At 36.8% G+C, this 23,005-nt stretch carries 17 protein-coding genes and 6 pseudogenes; 9 read left to right on the top strand and 14 right to left on the bottom strand.

Going from position 1 to position 23,005, the window contains the following annotated elements; all coding sequences use genetic code 11:
* Window positions 1–84: 84 nt before the first annotated feature.
* The 9 genes and pseudogenes from D2C78_00400 to ppsA all read right to left on the bottom strand — a co-directional run bounded on the left by D2C78_00400 (window position 85) and on the right by ppsA (window position 11,233).
* On the bottom strand, window positions 85–1,857 hold the full coding sequence (locus D2C78_00400) for a type IA DNA topoisomerase (GenBank protein QEF34595.1): 1,773 nt from the start codon (window positions 1,855–1,857) through the stop codon (window positions 85–87).
* 2 nt (window positions 1,858–1,859) lie between these two features.
* Window positions 1,860–4,282, bottom strand: a pseudogene (locus D2C78_00395) (VirB4 family type IV secretion/conjugal transfer ATPase).
* Complete coding sequence (locus D2C78_00390) at window positions 4,275–4,541, bottom strand: virB3 type IV secretion protein (protein ID QEF34594.1); 267 nt, start codon at window positions 4,539–4,541, stop codon at window positions 4,275–4,277. The pseudogene D2C78_00395 and the gene D2C78_00390 overlap by 8 nt, the downstream one beginning before the upstream one ends.
* Window positions 4,542–4,844 carry a virB2 type IV secretion protein gene (locus D2C78_00385; GenBank protein ID QEF34593.1) on the bottom strand — a complete coding sequence of 101 codons (303 nt, stop codon included), beginning with the start codon at window positions 4,842–4,844 and terminating at the stop codon, window positions 4,542–4,544.
* A complete protein-coding gene (locus D2C78_00380; GenBank protein QEF34592.1) occupies window positions 4,841–6,364 on the bottom strand; it encodes a hypothetical protein in 1,524 nt (507 codons plus the stop codon). Before D2C78_00380 ends, D2C78_00385 begins: the two co-directional genes overlap by 4 nt.
* 6 nt (window positions 6,365–6,370) lie before the next feature.
* The gene (locus tag D2C78_00375) at window positions 6,371–6,664 is read right to left on the bottom strand and encodes a hypothetical protein (protein ID QEF34591.1); all 294 of its coding nucleotides are present in this window, start codon (window positions 6,662–6,664) and stop codon (window positions 6,371–6,373) included.
* A gap of 19 nt (window positions 6,665–6,683) precedes the next feature.
* Window positions 6,684–7,462, bottom strand: a pseudogene (locus D2C78_00370) (hypothetical protein).
* 251 nt (window positions 7,463–7,713) lie between these two features.
* Window positions 7,714–8,699, bottom strand: a pseudogene (locus D2C78_00365) (DUF874 family protein).
* Between the two features lie 97 nt (window positions 8,700–8,796).
* A pseudogene (gene ppsA, locus D2C78_00360) lies at window positions 8,797–11,233 on the bottom strand (pyruvate, water dikinase).
* Between the two features lie 185 nt (window positions 11,234–11,418).
* Here ppsA and D2C78_00355 point away from each other — a divergent pair.
* The 7 genes from D2C78_00355 (at window position 11,419) to D2C78_00325 (ending at window position 16,500) form a co-directional block, all read left to right on the top strand.
* The gene (locus tag D2C78_00355) at window positions 11,419–11,550 is read left to right on the top strand and encodes a hypothetical protein (protein QEF34590.1); all 132 of its coding nucleotides are present in this window, start codon (window positions 11,419–11,421) and stop codon (window positions 11,548–11,550) included.
* Window positions 11,551–11,589: 39 nt separating this feature from the next.
* Window positions 11,590–13,428, top strand: a complete 1,839-nt coding sequence (locus tag D2C78_00350) for a threonine--tRNA ligase (protein ID QEF34589.1) — start codon at window positions 11,590–11,592, stop codon at window positions 13,426–13,428.
* The gene (gene infC / locus D2C78_00345; GenBank protein QEF34588.1) at window positions 13,425–14,036 is read left to right on the top strand and encodes a translation initiation factor IF-3; all 612 of its coding nucleotides are present in this window, start codon (window positions 13,425–13,427) and stop codon (window positions 14,034–14,036) included. Before D2C78_00350 ends, infC begins: the two co-directional genes overlap by 4 nt.
* Window positions 14,017–14,211: a 50S ribosomal protein L35 gene (gene rpmI, locus D2C78_00340; GenBank protein QEF34587.1), complete on the top strand. Its 195-nt coding sequence runs from the start codon at window positions 14,017–14,019 to the stop codon at window positions 14,209–14,211. The genes infC and rpmI overlap by 20 nt, the downstream gene beginning before the upstream one ends.
* A gap of 94 nt (window positions 14,212–14,305) precedes the next feature.
* Window positions 14,306–14,656, top strand: a complete 351-nt coding sequence (rplT, locus tag D2C78_00335; protein QEF34586.1) for a 50S ribosomal protein L20 — start codon at window positions 14,306–14,308, stop codon at window positions 14,654–14,656.
* A gap of 199 nt (window positions 14,657–14,855) precedes the next feature.
* The gene (locus D2C78_00330; GenBank protein QEF34585.1) at window positions 14,856–15,716 is read left to right on the top strand and encodes an outer membrane protein; all 861 of its coding nucleotides are present in this window, start codon (window positions 14,856–14,858) and stop codon (window positions 15,714–15,716) included.
* A 352-nt stretch (window positions 15,717–16,068) separates the two neighbouring features.
* Complete coding sequence (locus tag D2C78_00325; GenBank protein QEF34584.1) at window positions 16,069–16,500, top strand: DUF1104 domain-containing protein; 432 nt, start codon at window positions 16,069–16,071, stop codon at window positions 16,498–16,500.
* 3 nt (window positions 16,501–16,503) lie between these two features.
* Here D2C78_00325 and D2C78_00320 read toward each other — a convergent pair whose 3' ends face one another.
* Together D2C78_00320 and D2C78_00315 are read right to left on the bottom strand one after the other, a co-directional pair.
* Window positions 16,504–16,695 carry a hypothetical protein gene (locus D2C78_00320; GenBank protein ID QEF34583.1) on the bottom strand — a complete coding sequence of 64 codons (192 nt, stop codon included), beginning with the start codon at window positions 16,693–16,695 and terminating at the stop codon, window positions 16,504–16,506.
* A gap of 100 nt (window positions 16,696–16,795) precedes the next feature.
* Window positions 16,796–16,989: pseudogene (locus D2C78_00315) on the bottom strand (hypothetical protein).
* Between D2C78_00315 and D2C78_00310 the strand changes: the two are divergent.
* Window positions 16,913–17,773 (top strand): hypothetical protein, encoded by an 861-nt coding sequence (locus D2C78_00310; GenBank protein QEF34582.1) that lies wholly within the window; start codon window positions 16,913–16,915, stop codon window positions 17,771–17,773. The pseudogene D2C78_00315 and the gene D2C78_00310 overlap by 77 nt on opposite strands.
* Window positions 17,774–18,055: 282 nt before the next feature.
* Here the strand turns inward: D2C78_00310 and D2C78_00305 are convergent.
* The 3 genes and pseudogenes from D2C78_00305 to D2C78_00295 form a co-directional block, all read right to left on the bottom strand.
* Window positions 18,056–18,257 (bottom strand): annotated as a pseudogene (locus D2C78_00305) (hypothetical protein).
* 442 nt (window positions 18,258–18,699) lie between these two features.
* Window positions 18,700–20,067, bottom strand: coding sequence for an L-serine ammonia-lyase (locus tag D2C78_00300; protein ID QEF34581.1), 1,368 nt, complete (start codon window positions 20,065–20,067; stop codon window positions 18,700–18,702).
* Window positions 20,067–21,308: an HAAAP family serine/threonine permease gene (locus tag D2C78_00295; GenBank protein QEF34580.1), complete on the bottom strand. Its 1,242-nt coding sequence runs from the start codon at window positions 21,306–21,308 to the stop codon at window positions 20,067–20,069. The genes D2C78_00300 and D2C78_00295 overlap by 1 nt, the downstream gene beginning before the upstream one ends.
* Before the next feature lie 180 nt (window positions 21,309–21,488).
* On the opposite strand from D2C78_00295, the gene D2C78_00290 reads away from it, so the two are divergent.
* Window positions 21,489–22,838: a 3-deoxy-7-phosphoheptulonate synthase class II gene (locus tag D2C78_00290; protein QEF34579.1), complete on the top strand. Its 1,350-nt coding sequence runs from the start codon at window positions 21,489–21,491 to the stop codon at window positions 22,836–22,838.
* Window positions 22,839–23,005: the final 167 nt, after the last annotated feature.

Below are 23,005 nucleotides of genomic sequence, written 5' to 3'. Positions count from 1 at the left end.
TTTTATAGAATGCGCTAAAAAGCGAATGGATCCAAGTGAAACGATATTCAAATAGCCTAACGGCTAAGCACTTACATCTCCGCCCTAAAGGACGGAGTTTTTCGTGCTAGTGGGATAAAACTTGGCGGTACTTTTTAATTTGCTTATGACTTCAAGCATGAACTTTTCATAACTAGCTTCACCTCTCATAATTAAATCCAAACATTCTTCAAATTGTTTGGTAGTGCTTCCTAATTTGCTCTTATCCTTGCTTGTAAGAGCGATGAAATCCACTTCTCTATCTTTTTTGAAAAATGAAATCACTTCTAATCCTTGACTAGTAGGGGTGATAGCGTTAGTTTTTGTATCAATGCTAATATATTTACGCTTCAAAAGAAGATCTAAGAAGCTCGCATAAGTGCTAGGACGACCAATCCCCTCGCTTTCTAATAAAGGAATAAAGGCGCTTTCTTTATAAGGTTTAGGACTGGGTTTTTCTATTTTTTTAATAAAAACTTCTTTTAACGGGACACTATCATTTTCTTTTAATGAAAAGTTTTCTATTTCACTTTCTTGTTCTTCCTTGTTAAGTTCTTCTTTGCCTTGAATGAGTTCTTCAATCTCTAAAAAACCCTTTTCTTTTAAAAGTTTGAAAGAGAGCTTAAAACTCTCGCTTTTAATTTTAAAGATACAATCATATTGATTGTATAAGGCGTTTCTACTTTGAGAACAAATTGTATTGGCATAAATAAGTTGATACAACTTCAGCGCTAATTCTTCGCTTATTTTAGCGTCACTGCACACTTTTTCTAAGTCTTTTAAAGCATGCAGATGTGTAATTCTTATGGCTTCATGCGCTTCAGTTTGTGAGTTTTTGCCAGCCTTATACTCCCTGTATTGATAAACACTCGGATAAATAGGTTTAAAAAACACTTTATGTTCTTTGAGATACTCAGGACTTAAAAATTCACTATCAGTTCTGTGATAAGTGATGAGACCAGCTTCAAAAAGTTTTTGAGCAAGTTGTGCGATTTCTTTAGTGGGTATTTTTAAGGATTTGCTCGCTTGGGATAAAAGTTTAGAGGTGGTGAAAGGTTTTTTGGGTTCTTTATTGGATAGACTTTCTTTTACTGAAACTAGAACACTCATAGAGCCTAATCCATCCTTTAGATCTTTTAAAAATTGAGATGCTTCGTTTTTGTCTTTAAATTTAAAATCCACTAGTTCGTTTTTTTCATTCGCTCTTACATGCTTAATAATCACTTCTTTTTCATTGCACACAATATTAGCTTGGATTTGATATTCTACTTTTTCTTCAGCATCTAACTTATCAAAATCCCTTATTTCTTGATCTCTTTGGCAGATTAAAGCTAGAGCTGGAGTTTGTACTCTACCAGCGCTCAATTCACTAAGATTTAAACTTTTTCTTAAATAGCTTGTTAGAGCAAATCCAACAACTTGATCGCTTGCAATCCTGCCTAAGAATGATTGGTATAAATTAGTGTTAGAACGAGAAAATAACACCGCATTTTTTAAGCCGTTTTCAATACCGCTTGGTGTGATCTCATGAAATTCTGCACGATAAATTTCACTAGCTACATTTTTAATTTTTTCATAAAATTGATAGCCAATACCATAGCCCTCTCTATCAGGGTCAGTAGCGATATAGACTTTTTTGTCCCTACAAGCATTGATTAAAAAATTTATTTTCTTAGCCTTGTCTTCTTTGATTTCAAACTTACAAGCAAAATTATTTTCAATATCTACGCCTATAAGGTTAGTGAAATGCCCTATAGTTGCATAAACTTCCGCACCTGTTAGTTGTTTAATCTTCTCAACCTTATTAGGGCTTTCAATGATAATCACGCTATCTTTCATTCCTACTCCTTTGTCAAGTAAATTTCTTTATAATCCTTTGGATTATCTTTTTTAAGCGTTTCCAGTTCAAAAACGCTAGACGCGCTAGAGTTATACGCTCTTAAAAATTTTTTACTGGTGCTGTTTAGCTTTTCTAAATTGATTTCTAAAAATACGCTAGATTGAGTGAGAAGGTTTTTCACTAATACTTGCCTAGAGTTTAACGGCGTTTTGTTTAAAAAGGATTTTTCAATAGGACTTAATAAAATGCCATAGCTCTCTAATTTCTCAAAATTGTTTGTAGGATAGAGTATGACTTGAGCGGCGTTTTCTATAATGGACTTTGCTCCCTCTACGCCATCAAGTTGGTTAATGTCTTGAAAAGCTAAGGTTAAAACCCCATTGAGTTTTCTAGCTTGAGCGAGTGTGTCTTTGATTTTAGCTAACATGATGGGATTTTCAATAACAGATTTTGCTTCATCAATGAATATATAAAAAGGCTTGTTTTCTAATTTAGCTCTATTCATGACTTTGTAGAATAGGTATAGCACTGCCAAGTTGAAATCTTTTTTACTACTAGAAAGAGCATCCATATCAATAACAGAAAGCTTTTTAGCAAAGTCTAAACAATCAGTAGAATGCTTGTATAAGTCTTTTGAACTCTCTTTTTCTAAAATGTCTTTGCTATCTAAATAGTCTCTTTCTAGCGTGTCTTTAAAATCTCTTAGCTTAAAAATAGCACCCCCTTGTTTTGTGATATTGTTATAGCAAACTCTGATTGTTTTGGATAAAGCGCTTAAAGTCTTTTTTCTTTTTCATCTTTAGTATCTTCATCAATATTGAGCATGAATGCCAACCAACTCACTAAAAAGGTGCAATTAGCGCTTGTATCTTTTAAAGAAAACGGATTAATGTAGAAATCATTGCTATCGTTGTATTGACCATCTAAAAAATCAGTCATCACACGCATGCCATTATTTCTGTCTAAAGCCAAAATACTTAAATCTTCATATTTAAAACAATTGGTGATTAAAAATTCAATTAAAGTGGTTTTACCAGCCCCTGTGCCACCAAAGATGATGGTATGCCCTGATACCATATCATTTTTTCTTTTTGCCTCATAGGCATGGAAATTGAATAAATAAGGCGATTTGTCTTGGTTTCTAAAAATAGTTAAATGGCGATCGCCCCATGAATTTCTAGAAAAACCACAATTTTGTTTTTCTAATACGATTAAAGAAGCAATATTTTGACTAGACAACAAACGCTTTCTAAAATTCAAGCGATTACGATTGGGGAAAAAGCTAAAAAACATAGGCAACATGCCAATACTCTCTTGTGTGCTTACAATGCCTTTTTGTTTAAGCAAGTTGGTAATTTCTATACAAGCACTATCTAAATCGGTTTTAGTTTTGGCATGAACTAAAATGTTTAAAGAAATCTCCTGCATCAAAACTCTGTCTGTTTTAATAAGGTCATTCAATTCATCAATTTCAACTCTAATGCTCTTATTCGCTCTTTTTCTTTTAGTTTCAATCCTTTTTTCAGCCTTTGCTTTAGGAATATTGTCAATGTTTAAAATCACATCAAATTCTAAAGATAAATGCAACACTGAAGAAAGAGCAGTGCTGACAATTTTGTCTATATCATAAGTCTTAATGCTGATGAAACGCTTGAAAATCTCTTTACCATTATGAATGTGAGTGAAAAAATCTTTTTTAAAATGCACATCAGAATTGATCATTCCATCATGCAAACGACCTCTAGCAAAAGTGTATTCACTAGGAACACCATTGATATATTCCGCATAAAAATTAAGCAAACTATTGGCATCTATTTTTTCTACAAACAAGCCAGAAAGCATGTTTTTAACATTATTGATAATGCTGTCTAATATTTTAGATTTATCTAATAGATTAAAATTATCAAAGCCTATGAAATAGTTTTCTTGATATTTAACTTCATCTTGTTTATTATTTTCTTGAATATTTTCTAATTCATTGGTAGTGATTTTTTTCTTAAATCGTTCCAAATAACCTTTAATGCTATCATTCTTAGTTTCAAAAATTAAGTAATAGAAATTTTGATAAACATTCTCAACTCCCTGCTCCCATAAATTGATAACCTCTAATGCAAAAGGATTGCTTATCTCCTCTTGAGTATATTCATGGTGCATGAAAATCTTACGCCTTTTAGCTACGATTTTAAAATGCACTCCATCTACAATCTCATTAAGAGCTAAAATGCGTTCATTAAATTTTTGCCCTATTTCTTTGTCATCTAAAGACAAATAAGAAATTCCCTCTAATTTAAGAGCGCCTACAAGGTTTGATTTTTCACTTAAAAGATAATGTTCATTGTAAATGCCAACAATGTTAGTTTCTTCTTTCATGCTATAACGCTTAGGAACTAGCGAGCATAAAGAATTAAAAATTTTCTCAAGCATAATAATTTCTAGCTCCTGTTCTTAATGTGAAAAGTGCATGCAAAATGGCTGTTATATCTTCATCAAAAAATTCTAAAATGTAGAATATAAACACACAACTAGCCATTAAACCCATAGCATAAAGTGGTTGGAATGAAAGTAACCATGCCGACATTAAGAAACTAACAATCCAACTATCCAAGTTTAATCCCAAAAAAGTTTCTCTTTTGCTGATTTCTCTAATGTTGATACTTTCAACACAAACAATATGCAATGCCATCTAAAATAACCATTGACTTAAAGTTTTAGCATTAGAAATAGCAGCGGTTATAATGATAATCCCAACGCATTTCCAACCAATTTCTCCAAGCCTGTCCCAATTTTTATAGGCGTAAATGCAAGTCCCAACAATGATTAGACCACCGATAGCTTTGATAAAGTCATTGCTTATGAAATCCAATATTTGAGTGAATTTTTGTTTGTAATCTGGTGCCGCCAATAAAAAACTAGGCATTAATATTGCCAAACTCATCATTCTACGAATTTGCTTAAACATTCTTATTCCTTTATGTTTTGTTTTCATCTTTCATGTCCTTTGTTTTGAGATTGATTGTTGGTGTAATAGGCAGAATTAGCTACATATTTAGATCCAAATCCATGATCTTGTTGGTAACCATGAAACACTCCTTGTAGTAGTTTAGGTTTTGGCATTAGATCTTGTAGTTTTTGTAATTGGTTAGCCAAGATGCTTTTTTGTGATGGTGTGGTAATAGGGTTTTGCATTTTTTCTTTGGCATCAAATAAAAAATCTTGTAAAATCCTATTGCTAATTTGCTTCAATCCTAATGCTTTAGCGATTTTCAAATCATCGTTCGCATCTTTGCTGATAGGCGTATAGATGTTTGGAATTTCTTTAGTGTGAGCGTAAAAAATTTTTTCCAAAATAGCGTTGAATTTTCGCCCCTGTTCATCATTATCCATTGCTAAAATAACATTAAGATTTAAATTAGGAATTTTTGGTTCTTTTAGGCGTAAGGCTAGAGCGGGCTTAAAAACGGGTCTAGGGATAAGATTATTTTTATCTCTTATGGGCGAGAAAATGGGATCATTAGGGACTTTTTTAGGGTCATTATCGTGTTTAGCTAACTCTTTAGCACGCCATTTTTCATATCTTTTTTGAAAATTTATATAATTTTCATAGTCCTCTAATTGCTTGTTGTAGCGATCAATTTCTTTGTGGTATTCATTGTATTCCTTACACTTATAAGTGTTGATGGTATTAAGAAATTTATCTACAAATTTTTGCATTCTTTCTTCTGTGAAATTACCAATAGTAGAAATAATAGCTGTTTGATTGGGATCAAACCCTTGCATTTCTAACACGCTTAAGCCATCAAAAACGCTTTCAGCTACAATGATATTTTGAATATTTTTAATATTTTGTGGGGATAAAACTTCAAAACCCTTGATAGAACCTGTCTGCATTAAGTGTTTAGTGGGATTAGTAGCGCCTTGCATAGTGAAAGGTTTGGATAATCGCTTGTTATACCCACCTTGTATTAAGTTTCCATTATCATTGATCAAATAGCAAGGCACGCATAAATTTGCATGTTCATCTTCTTTGAGTAAATGATTGTAAGGTTTTAGTAAAGTTTTATCCAAAGAGCGACTATCCAGCAAGATGTGAAACAAATCTGAGCTTTCTATATCGTAGTAACGGAGCTTTTCAAATTGTTTCACTACTTTTTGACGCTCTATTTCCTGTTCTTTGGTAATGATTGTATAAGGCTTGGAATTGTTATATTTGTGGTTTGGCTTATCGCTAATTTCTAAATCATCTCTGTTTTTGATCAAATCATTAAAATCTAGCCCACGATTTTTACAGAAAGCGATAATCGTGCCTTTATCTTCATCATTATGAGCGTTAAAATAATGATAACTCCCATCAGGCTTTCTTGAAACAATAAGTGTGCCTTTAATGGTATCGTATTCATTATAAAGAGCCGGGTTATTTTTGCTTGATTTCTCTACTTTGTGTTTATAACCATTAGAGAGTAAAATCTCATCTAATGGTAAGAATTGTAAATTAGCGATATAAGCCATAGTTTTTCACCCAAATCTACTCTTTTTAATCTCTTTGGCTAATCTCATTTCATAATGTTTGGCTCTCGCATCATACAAAACACGATCCATTGCTTGAGTGAGAAATTTCATGACTTCAATCGCAGTCTCTACTTCGTTGATTTCAAATAATAATTTCATAGCGATTTCAATTTCCCTATGCACTAATTTAGGTAGATCTTTCACCAAAAGATTTTTGTATTTTTTGTTTGTAGGGTCAAAGCCTTTAGGGATCACATATTTTTGTGAAATTTCTAAATCTTTTTTGAGTGGGAATTGCATTTTTTGTCCTTTGTTTTCTTTATGATGCTAGAATTTTCTTATCTATAGATAGTTCTTCTAATGCTCTATAGATATTCTTTTTTACAATTGCTTGTTGGTAAGAGCATTTGATGTTCGGAATTTTTTTACCAACAAGTTGATCATAAGTCAATCTATAAGAAAGACAAGGATTATTAACCGACACAAACTCCAAAAAATATTGTTAAAGTTTTGCATTTGAAAATGCTTAGGAATTTTCAAAAAGAATACACCGTGCTTGTTTGCGAGATTGAATGCTCTATCTTTTAATTTCTTGAAGAGTTTTTTCAAATACCCACAAATTCCTAAAAAGAAGCTATTAGGTAAATTGCTCTCCCCATTCAAACCTAAATGTTCGTAGTTTTCTATTTTAGTGAAGTCATGCATAGACAAAAAAATATAACCTTTTTTGTTCTTAAAAGCAGTTAGAAATCCTATTCTCTCTAAAATTTGGAGATTATGTCTTAAGGTTCTATCGCACCATTGCAAGCGAGTTAAGGCATAATGGCGGTTTAACGCGATTTTAGAACTTCTAGAATCTATAACGATTTCACTTAAAAGTTCCATGAGTTTCTTACAACCTGTGCCACCAAAGAAAGTTGTATTGCTAGGAAAGTTTAATATCTTTTTAAAGAGTCTACATTCAACATAACCAAATTTATCAAATTTGAAAGGAATAAACCTATCTTTTGAATGCTTGGAATAACAGACATTGTTCGCATGCATTTCTTTTAAGATATTCGCATCTAAAACTTTTCTTTTAAAAACTCTTTCTTGCATGGTCCTAATTCCTAGATATTGATTTCTTAGAGATTAGAAAATAATTGCATTTTCTAAAGAACGTAATTTATAAAAAATCAATAATAAGGAGCCTATTTATATAAAAAGAATAAAAAGATATATATAATATAGTAATTGCAATTATATAATTATCTCTCTCCCCTATTAATAATTAAATTGTAAAGAAAAAATTTTCCGATTTATAAAAAAACAAATTTTTAAAAATTTATGGTAGAATGCAGAAATAGTTTTTAAAAAGTTAGCATTAGAAAATTAAGAAGCTTAGAGCTAGCTAAATAATTACATTCTTCTGTAACATTAAAATCTCTAGGGTCTAGTTCTAAATAAGCGATAGAACTTGGTCTATAGAAATTCACTTGTTTAGCGATAGCTTTTTGCGAATAGGGCAGAGATTCTAATTCTTTTTGCAAATAAGCTATAAGCTCTTGTGCTTTTGATCCTCTTTGAGAGCGGGGTTGTTTAGAGTTTGGAAGGTGTTTTGGCTGGATAGGGGTTTGGTTTGTTTTTGTAGGTTTAGGGGTTTTGCATTCAGCTTCTACTTCTATAGCAATGCCACCCTTAATTCCTACTTTTTTAATAAAGAATTGACTATGATTTTCTTGGCAATTTTGTTCTGCTTTTTCAACCAAATCTTTTTGTGTATTATTTGTCTTTTGTTTTTCTTGTTCTGTCTTTTGTTGTTCTTGTTCTACTTTTATTTGATTATTAGCGAGTTCTATCCCACTCTTGTTTGTTTTCTGTCTTTCTTGTTCTAACTCTATCCCACTCTTATTTGCTTTCTGTTTTTCTTGTTCTGTTTTCTGTTGTTCTTGTTCTGTCTTTTGCTTTTCTTGTTCTATTTGTTTATCAATATCACCAACACTACAAGCGGCTAATAATAAACTTGTCGCTATTGTTAATCCTGAATATTTCCACCAATTGATTTGATTTTCTTTTTCAGCTTGTTTGGATTTATCTTGGACTTTATCGTCCAATTCTTTCGCTTTCTTGCACGCAACATGGGTCAATACTACTAATGCCGCCTTGCTTTTCTTGGGGTGTTTTTTACAAGTTCTCTAACTTTCTTTACGATTTTTGTAAAAAACCCACCAATTGATCTGATCGTATTTGTAATGGCACTCGCTTGTTTAGAATGAGTCTCTTTATTTGCCTTTGTGTTAGTTATCTCTGCGTTTTTGCCAACTTTATTTGTTTTTCCTGTTTTTACTGATTTTATTACCAACCTTTTTTCAAAAAACACTCTTACCCATCAAAATTAAATCATGGAAACTAATACGAAAAAATCCACTCAAGTTAGAACAATTCATTCATTATCAATGCGCAGTTAAGCCATGGTCTTTCAATTCTTTTTCTAACTTGGCTACAGCGTTCCAAGTGGGGATCACGCTATCAGGGTTTAAAGAAATGGAAGTGATTCCCTCTTTGACTAAAAACTCTGTCACTTCAGGGTAATCGCTCGGAGCTTGCCCACAAATCCCGCAATATTTGTTGTGCCTTTTACAAGCTTCAATCGCTTTTTTAAACATTTTTAGCATCGCTTCATTCCTTTCATCAAAGACATGGCTGACTAATTCGCTGTCTCTATCCACGCCTAAAGTGAGCTGGGTTAAATCGTTTGATCCAATAGAAAAGCCATCAAACAAGCTTAAGAAATCATCAGCCAAAATGACATTCACCGGCAATTCACACATGATATAAATTTCAAGCCCGTTTTTACCGGATTCTAAATTGTTTTTTCTTAAGATTTCTAGGACTTTTTTACCCTCTTCAATGGTGCGCAAAAAAGGGATCATCACTTTCATGTTCGTTAAGCCCATTTCTTCCCTTACTAGCGCTAAGGCTTCACACTCCCATGAAAACGCTTCATTATAGCTTTCTGAATAATACCGACTAGCCCCCTATAACCAAGCATGGGGTTTTCTTCATTAGGCTCATAGCTAGAGCCGCCAAGCATGCGCATGTATTCATTGGATTTGAAATCGCTAGTCCTTACAATCACAGGTTTAGGGTAAAACGCCGCGCTGATCATGCCAATGCCTTCAGCGATTTTTTTCACAAAAAAATCTTTAGGGTTAGCATAGCCTGCCATGAGGTTTTCAATTTCATTTTTTTCTTTCACGCTTTTTTTGTGGTGCAAATCCACTAAAGCTAAGGGGTGGGCTTTGATTTGGTTTAAAATAATCATTTCCATTCTGGCTAACCCTACGCCGTGATTAGGGAGCTGAGAAAAGCTGAAGGCTTTTTCAGGGTTTCCAATATTGATATAAATTTTTGTTTGAGTTTCTTGCATGTTAGAAAGCTCCACCCTTTCAATTTCATGCTCATAAATGCCCGCATACACATAGCCCTCTTCGCCCTCAGCGCAAGAAACCGTGATTTCCATGCCGGTATAAAGGCTATCAGTCGCCCCGCTCACCCCAACAATGGCCGGCACGCCAATTTCTCTAGCCACAATAGCGGCATGGCAAGTGCGCCCCCCACGATTGGTGATAACCGCGCTCGCTTTTTTCATGCAAGGCTCCCAGTCTGGGTCGGTGTTATCGGTAACTAAAATTTCACCCTCTTTAAAAGAATTCATGTGTTCCAAATCATTGATGATGCGCACTTTCCCTGATCCGATTTTACTCCCAATCGCTCTGCCTTGCAAGATAACCTCTTTCTTTTCGTTAGGGTTTTTGAATTTGAATTTTTCAAAGACTTGATTTTCTTCTTTACTTTTTTGGCTTTGAACGGTTTCTGGGCGCGCTTGAACGATAAAAATTTCCCCGCTATCGCCATCTTTGGCCCATTCTATATCCATGGGGCGGTATTGTTTGGCTTCTTTAGAGTAATGTTTTTCAATTTCAATGGCGTATTTGGCTAAAATCAGCACGTCTTCATCGCTCAATGAAAAGGATTGCCATTCTTTTTTGGTGGTTTTAATGTTTCTGGTGGGGTGTTCGCTACCCCTTGGGGCATAGACCATTTTTTGCGTTTTATTGCCGAGTTGGCGTTTGATAATGGGGCGTTTGTTTTGCTCTAAAGTGGGCTTAAACACATAAAATTCATCAGGGTTTATTGTGCCGCCCACCACATTTTCGCCCAACCCCCACGCTGAAGTGATAAACACCGCATCCTTAAAACCGGTTTCGGTGTCAATAGAAAACATCACGCCCGCGCTGCCTTTATCCGCTCGCACCATTTTTTGCACCCCCACACTCAAGGCGACTTTTAAATGATCAAACCCACGACTCGCTCTATAACTAATCGCTCTATCGGTAAAAAGCGACGCCAAACAGGATTTGATATAGTGGATCAATTCGGTTTTACCCTTAATGTTTAAATAAGTGTCTTGCTGCCCGGCAAAAGAAGCGTCCGGCAAATCTTCTGCAGTAGCGGAACTCCTTACCGCCACATCGGCTTCTTTCATGTCGTATTGTCGGCTTAAAATTTCATAAGCTTGAAAAATCTCATCTCTCAAATCGCTAGGAAAAGGCGTGCCAAAAATAAGCTCTCTGATTTGTTTGGAGCGGATTTTTAACACATCAATTTCGGTGGCATCAACATTTTCTAAAAGCTCTATGATTTTTTGTTTAGCCCCCCTTGCTCCAAAAGATACCAATACGCTTCGCTCGTGATCGCAAAGCCATCAGGCACTTTAATGCCAATTGGCACTAGTTCTTGAAACATTTCACCAATGCTAGCGTTCTTACCCCCAACCAGATTCACATTCTTATTGTTCAACTCTTTGAAAAACTTGATATATCGCACAAAACTCCCTTAAAATGATCATTAAGTCTCTTAAAACATAAAATATAATAATGATAGCATGATAGAGCTTTAGTTTTAGCTAGTTTGTATTCTAAGCTTTTTAATAAGGGGCGTATTCTTTTTGGTTTATGATTTTATTGTATAATGGGCGGTTAGTTAGGTATTTTTGAATAGAAAGGGTGGTTTTGTATAGGCGGTTGTTATTGAATTTGCTTTGTATGGTATTTTTACAAGCGTGTTTAAAGCCTATGAGCGACCCTAAAGCTGAGAAAGTGGATTCGCAAGTGCAATGCGGGTTTGGATCAAAAGATTGCTGAATTTTAAGGTTTAAAGAAAGGAAACATAAGTTTTAAAGAATGAGTGCGGAACTGATTGCTGTTTATAAAGACGAGCAAATAATAGATTTAGAGAGCGCGAAAGTCTTAGGGCTGAGCGATGGGATTAAAGCGTTAAAAGGGAGCGAGCCGATATTTTTTGATGATTCGCCTTTGGCTTTAGAGGTGATCAGGCATTCATGCGCGCATTTGCTTGCGCAAAGCTTGAAAGCCCTTTATCCGGACGCGAAATTTTTTGTAGGTCCTGTGGTAGAAGAGGGGTTTTATTACGATTTTAAGACCGCTTCAAAAATCAGCGAAGAGGATTTGCCTAAAATTGAAGCGAAAATGAAAGAATTTGCGAAGTTAAAGCTCGCTATCACTAAAGAGACTTTAACCAGAGAGCAAGCTTTGGAGCGTTTTAAAGGCGATGAATTAAAGCATGCGGTGATGAGTAAAATCAGTGGCGATATATTTGGCGTGTACCAACAGGGCGAGTTTGAAGATTTGTGTAAGGGGCCTCACCTCCCAAACACCCGTTTTTTAAACCATTTCAAGCTCACTAAATTGGCCGGGGCTTATTTGGGTGGCGATGAAAACAATGAAATGCTCATTAGAATCTATGGCATCGCTTTTGCCACCAAAGAGGGCTTAAAAGACTATCTTTTCCAAATAGAAGAAGCGAAAAAACGAGATCACAGAAAGCTAGGCGTGGAGCTAGGGCTTTTTAGTTTTGATGATGAGATAGGGGCGGGCTTACCTTTATGGCTGCCTAAAGGGGCAAGACTCAGAAAACGCATTGAAGATTTATTGAGCAAGGCGTTACTTTTAAGAGGCTATGAGCCGGTTAAAGGCCCTGAGATTTTAAAGAGCGATGTGTGGAAAATCAGCGGGCATTATGACAACTATAAAGAAAACATGTATTTCACCACGATTGATGAGCAAGAATACGGCATAAAGCCTATGAACTGCGTGGGGCATATTAAAGTCTATCAAAGCGCTTTGCACAGCTATAGAGATTTGCCTTTAAGGTTTTATGAATACGGCGTGGTGCATCGGCATGAAAAAAGCGGCGTGTTGCATGGGCTTTTAAGGGTTAGGGAATTTACCCAAGATGATGCACATATTTTTTGCTCTTTTGAACAGATCCAAAGCGAAGTGAGCGCAATTTTAGATTTCACGCATAAAATCATGAAAGCATTTGACTTTAGCTATGAAATGGAATTATCCACTAGACCGGCTAAATCCATAGGCGATGATAAAGTTTGGGAAAAGGCCACTAACGCTTTAAAAGAAGCCCTAAAAGAGCACCGCATTGATTATAAGGTTGATGAAGGAGGAGGGGCTTTCTATGGGCCTAAGATTGACATTAAAATCACTGACGCTTTAAAGCGTAAATGGCAGTGCGGCACGATTCAAGTGGATATGAATTTGCCTGAACGCTTCAAGCTCGCTTTCACTAATGAACACAATCACGCTGAACAGCCGGTGATGATCCACAGAGCGATTTTAGGCTCGTTTGAAAGGTTTATTGCGATTTTGAGCGAACATTTTGGGGGGAATTTCCCTTTCTTTGTCGCGCCCACTCAAATCGCTCTCATTCCTATTAATGAAGAGCATCATGTTTTTGCTTTGAAATTAAAAGAGGAATTAAAAAAGCGCGATATTTTTGTAGAAGCGTTGGATAAAAACGACAGCTTGAATAAAAAGGTGCGATTAGCCGAAAAGCAAAAAATCCCTATGATTTTAGTGTTAGGGAATGAAGAGGTGGAGAGCGAAATTTTATCCATTAGAGACAGAGAAAAACAAGCTCAATATAAAATGCCCTTAAAGGAGTTTTTAAACATGGTTGAATCTAGGATGCAAGAGGTTAGTTTTTGAGTAGAAACGAAGTGTTGTTAAACGGAGACATTAATTTTAAAGAAGTGCGTTGCGTGGGTGATAATGGCGAAGTGTATGGGATTATTTCCTCTAAAGAAGCGTTCAATATCGCTCAAAATTTAGGTTTGGATTTGGTTTTGATTTCAGCGAGCACGAAACCTCCTGTGTGTAAGGTGATGGATTATAATAAATTCCGCTACCAAAATGAAAAGAAAATCAAGGAAGCCAAAAAAAAGCAAAAGCAAATTGAAATCAAAGAGATCAAGCTTTCCACTCAAATCGCGCAAAACGATATTAACTACAAAGTCAAGCATGCGAGAGAATTTATTGAAGCCAATAAGCATGTCAAATTCAAAGTGGTTTTAAAGGGTAGGGAGAGCCAAAACTCAAAAGCCGGGCTTGATGTGCTTTTGAGGGTCCAAACGATGATGCAAGATTTAGCCAACCCTGAAAAAGAGCCAAAAACCGAGGGGCGTTTTGTTTCGTGGATGTTTGTGCCTAAGACTAAAGAAGCCCCCAAAAACGAAAAGAAAACCAAAGAAAATAACCCGCCTTTTAATCGTATTAACCTTATGAAAGGAGAAAATCATGCCAAAAATGAAGACTAATCGCGGCGCGTCTAAGCGTTTCAAAGTTAAAAAGAACTTGATTAAGCGTGGCAGCGCTTTTAAAAGCCATATTTTGACTAAAAAAAGCCCTAAGCGTAAAGCCAATTTAAACGCGCCAAAACATGTGCATCACACTAATGTGCATTCTGTCATGTCGTTGCTTTGCAGGGCTTAGGAATGCTCATTAGGAAGTGGAGTTAATCCCCTTATTTAAGGGAAAGTCGTTTGAAAAACGCACCTAAAAATATTTTAAAAAGAAAGGTAAAGAAATGAGAGTTAAAACAGGCGTTGTGCGCAGAAGACGCCATAAAAAAGTCTTAAAACTCGCTAGAGGGTTTTATAGTGGCAGAAGAAAGCATTTTAGAAAGGCTAAAGAACAGCTTGAAAGAAGCATGTATTACGCCTTTAGGGATCGCAAACAAAAGAAAAGAGAGTTCAGGAGTTTGTGGGTGGTAAGGATCAATGCGGCTTGCAGAATGCACAATACAAGTTATTCGCGCTTCATGCATGCCCTAAAAGTGGCTAACATTGAGTTAGACCGCAAGGTTTTAGCAGACATGGCGATGAACGACATGCAAGCCTTTAAGAGCGTGTTAGAGAGCGTGAAAGAGCATCTTTAATCTCTATTGGCTGTTAGGTTTTGGTTTTAGCCTAAAAAAGGTGAGAGGATTTAGGAATTTTTACTAAAAAGTTCCTAAAATTGATTTTTGTTTCAATTTATTCTCATTCAATCGCTATATTTAATCAAAAAGAAAGCAATTTTATAGTAGAATGTAGCATTTAGAACTCAAGTAGAGAAAATGTAGAAGGAAGGAATACATGAAGAAATCTGTTATAGTAGGTGCTATCTCTCTAGCAATGACAAGCTTGTTGTCAGCAGAGACCCCTAAGCAAGAAAAAGCTATTAAGACTAGCCCTACCAAAAAAGGTGAAAGAAATGCTGCTTTTATAGGGATTGATTACCAATTAGGTATGCTCAGCACTACCGCTCAAAATTGTTCCCATGGGAATTGTAATGGTAATCAAAGTGGGGCTTATGGCTCTAATACGCCTAACATGCCCACAGCGTCAAACCCCACAGGAGGGCTTACCCATGGCGCTCTAGGGACTCGTGGGTATAAGGGCTTAAGCAACCAACAATACGCTATCAATGGTTTTGGGTTTGTTGTAGGGTATAAGCATTTTTTTAAGAAAGCCCCGCAATTTGGAATGCGTTATTACGGATTCTTTGATTTTGCAAGCTCTTATTATAAGTATTACACTTATAATGATTATGGCATGAGAGACGCTCGCAAGGGTTCTCAAAGTTTCATGTTTGGCTATGGGGCTGGCACAGATGTGTTGTTTAACCCGGCTATTTTCAATCGTGAGAACTTGCATTTTGGGTTTTTCTTGGGCGTTGCGATTGGTGGCACCTCTTGGGGTCCAACAAACTATTATTTTAAGGACTTAGCTGAAGAGTATAGAGGGAGTTTCCACCCATCAAATTTCCAGGTCTTAGTGAATGGCGGAATCCGCTTAGGCACTAAACACCAAGGTTTTGAAATTGGCTTGAAAATCCAAACCATTCGCAACAATTATTATACCGCTAGTGCGGATAATGTTCCTGAAGGGGTTACTTATAAATTCACCTTTCACCGCCCCTATGCCTTTTATTGGCGTTACATTGTAAGCTTTTAAGGTGTTTTAGGGTTAATCTTATGGGGGCATAGAAAAGGGCTTTTGCTCTTTATGGCCTTTTATGATTTTCTTTTCTTACGCCAAAGCCGTTGCTTAATCAATACGGCCACTCAGTAAAAATGAAATCGCAATCCTTACAAGCAATTGAACTCACTAACAACCGCACACAAACAAGTCTTTGAAAAATCAAAAATGAGTTCATTATTTTTAAAAATAAGGGATATAGGTTAGCTGTTTTAATAGAGCACTGATCATAAAATCTAAAAATCAATTGGCTATTAAAGTGCTATAAGTTATCTTTAATCAATCAAATGATAGAATTTATTCTTTATTTTTGAATTGGGAGCATTTGATGAAAAAATTAGCGGTTTCTTTATTATTTACAGGGACTTTTTTGGGGCTTTTTTTGAATGCGAGTGATTTTAAGAGCATGGATAATAAGCAACTATTAGAGCAAGCAGGGAAAGTCGCTCCTAGCGAAGTCCCGGAGTTTCGTGCGGAAGTCAATAAACGATTAGCAGCGATGAAAGAAGAAGAGCGTAAAAGTTATAAAGCGGATTTTAAAAGAGCGATGGATAAGAATTTAGCTTCTTTAAGCCAAGAAGATCGCAACAAGCGTAAAAAAGAAATTCTTGAAGTGATTGCTAACAAAAAGAAAACAATGACCATGAAAGAATATCGTGAAGAGGGGTTAGATTTGCATGATTGTGCATGCGAAGGCCCTTTTCACGATCATGAAAAAAAGGGAAAAAAAGGGAAAAAACCAAGCCATCATAAGCATTAGCGCTTAGGGTGTGCTAACTTTTTTTGATTTTTGTAAAACCACGCCGTAAATCCCTAGCTTTTGGCTGTGGGGATTAGGGCGTTTTCGTGTTATAATTGTCATGGCGTTTGGGCATTGACTTTTAAAATAGAGACTACTTGCTTGGTGGGTGGGCTTTGCTACTCTTAAATCCTCTAGCTGTAAAGAGTGTCTCAATTTTTTAGGGTTAAAGTTTTTGGAGTGTTTGTATTTTTTGGATATTTATAGTATCATACCCAATAGTAAAGACCCTTTGAAAGTCTGTATTTTAAGACGGCTAAAACAGCTTGAATTCTAGGTGGTTTTTTATCAATAGAAGAAGATTTCAAAAGAGAGCTTTTATGAAGAACGGTATCTATTTTTGTTGCGGTTATTATTTAATTAGGAGTTTGGTGTGAAACGGATTTTATTTTTTTTAGCGGCTACGACTTTTTTGTTGAGAGCAGAAACGGATTCTGCCACTATTAACACTACAGTTGATCCCAATGTTATGTTTTCTGAAAGCTCCACGGGGAATGTGAAAAAAGACCGCAAGAGGGTTTTAAAGAGCATGGTTAATTTGGAAAAAGAGCGCGTGAAGAATTTTAACCAGTATTCTGAAACCAAGATGAGTAAGGGCGACTTATCCGCTTTTGGAGCTTTCTTTAAGGGGAGTTTGGAAAGCTGTGTGGAGCAAAAGGTCTGTTATTATGAGCATAAAGATGGTAAGGTTTCTTTTGTGGTGAATGACAGGGAGAAGTTTTATAAACATGTGCTTAAAGACTTAGGGACAGAGCTTTCGCTCCCTTTGTTCAATTGGCTTTACAAAGGCTCGGATTTTGGGGCTTTGCATGAGCAGTTTGGGGATATGTATGATGGGTATATCAAATATTTGATCAGCATGGTTAGGGTGAGCCAAAAAGAAAAGGCTAGAAAACTGGATGCAGCCACTTTTAAGAAAATGGAAGAGCAAGCTGAGAAAGACACCAAAGCAGCGTTTCAAAAGAGGAGCAGTGGGGAGCTTGAAAGCCATACTGATAGCCCTGAATTTATAAGCTCTTCTAAGAGGACACAGAACGCTTCTAATTCGGATCTAGATTCTACGACCAATGCTAACGCACTCAAAGAAACAGCTTCAAAAGAGCCAGAGGCTTCTTCAAAAAAAGAGAAAAAGTCTAAGAAAAAACGCCGCCTTTCAAAGAAAGAAAAACAACAACAAGCCTTGCAACAAGAGTTTGAAAAACAAATTAGCGACTCTAGTAAGTCTGAAAAATAGTAAAATAGCCCTAGCTTACTTTTTTGGCTAGGGGGCTTTAAATAAGTCTCTTAAGCACTCCTTTTTAGGCTTTATATTTAGGCTTTTAGCTCCCTATCACTCTATCCTATGTTTTAGGCTATCTTTTTAAAAACCACCGCTTTTTTAAAATCTTTAGACTTCAAGCTTTTTGGTTTTCTTTTGTGGTAACGATTGGTAACAATTAGCTTAAGGTTTTGTTACGCAAAAATCTTTGAAATATAGCGATTGATAGAGTTAAAAATAATCTCCTTTTAAAACTCCTTAGCAGAAATCCCAATCGTCTTTAGCGTTTGGAATGAATGCCACTTAATTCATAGTAATATCCCCATTCGTATCTAGTATAGGAAGTGTGAAAAGTTACGCCTTTGGAGATGTGATGTGTGAGAGAGAATGCGTTGGAGCTTAAACTCTGTAAAATCTCTACGATAGGGATACAGAGTGAGAACCAAACTCTCCCTAACATCAGTCTAGGAAGCCCAAAGCGTCTTTGGCGATTGGGCACTTCACGATATTTCAACGCATTTTATGAAAGCGTGTAAAAATTTTTGGTTTTATTTTAATGGAATATTAGTAATCAAATTTAAAAAATACCTTTGAGTATTTTTACAATCAAAATAAAAAATCTTGTGTAAGCAAGAGATCGTTTTTCATGATGCGCTCTTAGGGGATTTTAAAAAAGGGGGTTGTAGGGGAATGATTTCAAAATGCCCTATTCTCTTATGAGTTTAAATAAACTTAATGAGTTTTATTATTAAATGGAATTTAAAAACGATGAAACAAAATTTTAAAACCCTATGCTTAAAAATTTTTGAAGGATATTAAAGTTGGATAAAGCTTATTTGTATTTGTTAAAAACAAAGCCTTTTTATTTTGAATTTAAAGCCCTAAAAGTTGAGGGCTATCCCTTAGCATTTTAAGGTTTTGGCTAACCCCCCTAACGAAGTCTCTTTGTATTTTTCATTCATGTCTTTTCCGGTCGCATACATCGTAGCAATCACTTCATCTAGGCTCACTTTAGGCTTGTATTCATCTTCTAAGGCTAATTTAGAAGCGCTGATCGCTTTAATCGCCCCTAAAACATTGCGTTCAATGCAAGGGATTTGCACCAAGCCCCCCACCGGATCGCATGTCAATCCTAAATGGTGCTCCATAGCGATTTCACTAGCGATCAAAACCTGTTGCGTGGTCGCTTGGCACAAATAGGCTAACCCTCCTGCAGCCATAGAGCTTGCCACGCCAATTTCAGCCTGACACCCCGCTTCTGCGCCGCTCAAGGAAGCGTTTTTCTTGTAAAGATAGCCAATCGCCGCACTAGTGAGTAAAAAATCATTGATAGACTTTTGCGATAAATTTTCAAACAAATGGTTTTTGGCGTATAAAAGCACGCTTGGCACCACCGCACACGCCCCATTAGTAGGGGCGGTTACCACCTTGCCTCCGCTAGCGTTTTCTTCAGCAATGGCGCGAGCGTAAAGCGAAATGTAATCAATCAACGCTAAAGGGTCTTTCCCGCTTGTGGGGTGCTTTTCTAGGCGCGTTTTAATGCTTGGAGCTAATCGTGTTACTCTCAAAGAACCAGGCAGATACCTTTCTTTAGAATTAACCCCATTACAATAACACTCAAGCATCGCATGATAAATTTTAGTCATCGTTGCATCAGGGCAGTTTTTCAGGGCATTTTCTCTCAAACGCACGATTCCAGCGATGCTTTTTTGGTGTTTTTGGCATAATTCTAGCAACTCCTTAGCGCTTGAAAAATCATAGGCGACGCTTTCATTCCCGCCTTCTTTAGATAAGTTGTCTAATTCTTTTTCAGTATAAACAAACCCTCCACCAACAGAATAATAAGTCTCTTCTTTTAAAACCTCATTTTTAGCGTTAAAAGCTTTTAGAATGAGAGCGTTTTGGTGTCTGGCTAAAGGCTTATGGTCAAAAATCAAATCTTTAGCATAATCAAAATGAATGCGATGTTGGTTAGCGAGTTTTAAAACTTTATTCTCAAGCACTTCATGCAATAAGGCTTTTTTGGTTGTTACCTCTAATTCGTTAGCGTAAATGCCATGCAAGCCAATTAAAACCGCCTCATCGCTCAAATGCCCTTTACCGGTTAAAGCCAATGAGCCATGCAAGGTGATTTGAACGCGTTTAACCTGCTCTAAAATGCCTTTTAACGACTCGCAAAATCTCGCCCCAGCTTCCATAGGCCCTATGGTGTGTGAAGAGCTAGGCCCCACGCCGATTTTAAAAATGGATAAAATGGAAAAACTAGCCATTAAAATAGTCCTAAAAACACGCTCAAAGCCGTTAAGCTCCCAAAGACAAACACAAAAATATCCACTTTGAAGTTTCTAAAACGCTTCAAACTAGAAACGCTATAAAAAGCTATCATGGGCATCACAAACAGAATGAGTGCGATAATGGGGCCGCCTAAATTTTCAATAAAATCCAAGATATTGGGGTTAATATAAGCCACCAGCGTGATAGTCAGCCATAAAAAAATCGTTACGCTCACGCTCAAGGTTTTAGAAGCTTTTTTCAATTTTAAACTTTGAATGATAATGCCTTCTAAACCCTCTTTAGCCCCATAATAATGCCCAAAAAAAGATGAAAAAATCGCTAAAAAGGCCACCACAGGCCCCGCATAATTGATTAAAGAGTTGTTTAGGGTGTTAGCAAAATAGCTTAAAATGGGGATATTTTGTTCCCTTGCTTTCACAAAATCATCAGCATTCAAGCACATGACGCATGAAAACACAAAAAACATCACAAACCCTAAAAGCATCAGCGATGTCCCTAATTCAATTTGATTGAGTTTATACTCTTTGAAAGCGCCGTATTCTTTTCCCACATTTTGAGTGAAGGTTGAAATGATGGGGCTATGGTTGAATGAAAACACAAGCACCGGTAAGGTTAGCCAAATAGCTAACACAAATTCTTTAAAACTCGGCACCACAAAAAGGTTAGCGCCTTGCCAATAAGGGATAAGATACAAAGAAAAAAGCAATAAGATCAAGCATAAAGGATACACTAAAGCGTTACAAATGCGTGTAACAATCGTAGCGTTAAAAACCATCACCAACATCATTGAAGAAACTAACGCTACAGCCAATAAGCCCCGATTAAAAGGCGCTAAATGCAACTGGTTAGTGAAAAAATGATCAAACACATTAGTGATACCCACCCCATAAGCCAAACAAATAGGATAAATCGCAAAGAAATAAAGCAAAGTGATAAGAAAACCCCATTGAGCACCAAAATGAGAGCGAACGACCATGGTAATGTCTTCTTTATCTTTAGATCCTATGAAATAAGCTAAAGCTCTATGCCCTAGATAAGTTAAAGGGAAAATAATCGCGCTCATCACCACAATAGCCCATACCCCATGCCCACCGGCTCTAATAGGCAAGAATAAAATCCCAGCCCCCACCGCCGTGCCAAATAAGGACACCATCCAACGCAAATCAAACGCATTGAGTTTTTTAGGATCTCTTATGACCGCTTTTTCTTGTGCCATGCTATTAAACCGCCCTTTTATTGTGTTAAAGAGCTTTCATTGTAGCATAAAGCTTTTTATGATTGGGGTTTTTTGAGATTAAGGGGTGGTTTTGGGCGTGCATTTATTCCCTAAAATCCACGATTTAACCCGCACAAGCTATAATAACGCTTAAAAAAAGATTAATAAAGGATTATAGAAATGTCAAACACAACTTGGTCGCCCACTTCATGGCATTCTTTTAAGATAGAGCAACACCCCACTTACAAAGATAAGCAAGAATTAGAAAGGGTCAAAAAAGAATTGCACTCCTACCCTCCCTTAGTGTTTGCTGGCGAAGCGAGGAACTTGCAAGAGCGCTTAGCCCAAGTCATTGACAATAAGGCGTTTTTGTTGCAAGGGGGCGATTGCGCGGAGTCGTTTTCTCAATTTAGCGCTAACCGGATTAAAGACATGTTTAAAGTGGTGATGCAAATGGCGATTGTCTTAACTTTTGCTGGCTCTATACCGATCGTGAAAGTGGGGCGCATTGCCGGGCAATTTGCCAAGCCTCGCTCCAATGCGACTGAAATGCTGGATAATGAAGAAGTGTTGAGTTACAGAGGGGATATTATCAATGGGATTTCCAAAAAAGAAAGAGAGCCAAAGCCTGAGAGAATGCTTAAAGCCTACCATCAAAGCGTAGCGACTTTAAACCTTATCAGAGCCTTTGCCCAAGGCGGGTTAGCCAATTTGGAACAAGTGCATCGTTTCAATTTGGATTTTGTCAAAAACAACGACTTTGGGCAAAAATACCAGCAAATCGCTGATCGGATCACGCAAGCTTTAGGGTTTATGCGAGCATGCGGAGTGGAGATAGAAAAAACGCCTATTCTTAGGGAAGTGGAATTTTACACCAGTCACGAAGCGTTACTGCTCCATTATGAAGAGCCTTTGGTGCGTAAGGATAGTTTGACTAACCAGTTTTATGATTGTTCCGCGCACATGCTATGGATTGGCGAAAGGACAAGAGATCCTAAGGGCGCGCATGTGGAGTTTTTAAGGGGGGTTTGTAACCCTATTGGCGTGAAAATCGGGCCTAATGCGAGCGTGAGCGAAGTGTTAGAATTGTGCGATGTTTTAAACCCGCATAACATTAAGGGGCGTTTGAATTTGATCGTGCGCATGGGTTCTAAGATGATTAAAGAGCGTTTGCCTAAGCTTTTACAAGGGGTGTTGGAAGAAAAACGCCATATTTTATGGAGCATTGATCCCATGCATGGCAACACGGTTAAAACCAGCTTGGGGGTTAAAACAAGGGCTTTTGATAGCGTGTTAGATGAAGTGAAAAGCTTTTTTGAAATCCATAGGGCTGAAGGGAGTTTGGCTTCAGGGGTTCATTTGGAAATGACGGGTGAAAATGTTACAGAATGTATCGGTGGATCGCAAGCGATCACCGAAGAGGGTTTGAGCTGCCATTACTATACGCAATGCGATCCAAGACTAAACGCCACTCAAGCCCTAGAGCTCGCTTTTTTAATTGCTGACATGCTTAAAAAACAACGATCTTGATTGAAATCAAGATAATAAGAGGCTTTAGTCAAGCGATCGTTTCTTGTAATGCGTTCTATAGGGGGATTTAGTTGGGGGTTGTAGGGGGGGAGTTATTTCAAAATACCCCAGTTATCCCCTTAAGAGAATGAGTTTTGTGTAAAATAAAGTTTTAAAAATTAAAGGAT

The sequence above is a fragment of the Helicobacter pylori genome (assembly GCA_008032935.1).
Taxonomy (GTDB): Bacteria; Campylobacterota; Campylobacteria; order Campylobacterales; family Helicobacteraceae; genus Helicobacter; species Helicobacter pylori_CX.
The sequence above is the reverse complement of the archived record's forward strand: the minus strand, read 5'-3'. Positions and strand labels throughout refer to the sequence as shown.